1 protein-coding gene is annotated in these 538 nt (G+C 61.5%); it reads left to right on the top strand.

Annotated features, from left to right (window positions below; genetic code table 11):
* Window positions 1-538, top strand: a 538-nt coding sequence (locus tag B3V69_RS18985; RefSeq protein WP_296448823.1) for a carboxyl transferase domain-containing protein, incomplete at both ends; no start/stop codon positions are given.

Below are 538 nucleotides of genomic sequence, written 5' to 3'. Positions count from 1 at the left end.
TGCCGCAAATAGCCGTGGTGCATGGGTCTTCCACGGCGGGGGGCGCTTACCTGCCCGGTTTGTCGGATTATGTGATTCTGGTGCGCGGACGCTCCAACATCTTTCTGGCGGGCCCGCCACTGGTGAAGGCGGCCATTGGCGAGGACTGCACCGAAGATGAGCTGGGCGGGGCGGAGACCCATGCGCAAGTGACGGGCCTGGGTGAGTATTTGTGTGAAGACGATGCGCATGCCATTGGCATGGCACGGGAAGTGCTGGACAAGTTGAAGTGGGATCTGACGCCCCTTGAGGCAAGCTTTGACGAACCCTTGTACGACGAGCAGGAGCTGTTGGGTGTGGTGCCTGCCGATGAGCGCGAGCCCTACGACGTGCGCGAGGTGATAGCGCGGCTGGTGGATGGCTCTGATTTTCTGGAGTTCAAGGCCGAGTACGCCAGCGAGATGATGTGTGGTCACGCCCGCGTGCAGGGTCGGCTGGTCGGCATTCTGGGCAATAACGGTCCGATTCAGCCGAGTGGTTCGACCAAGGCCGGGCAATT

Origin of the sequence: Rhodoferax sp. UBA5149 (assembly GCF_002413825.1) — a bacterium.
Lineage (GTDB): Bacteria > Pseudomonadota > Gammaproteobacteria > Burkholderiales > Burkholderiaceae_C > Rhodoferax.
This window is presented reverse-complemented; position numbering and strand designations above follow the sequence as displayed.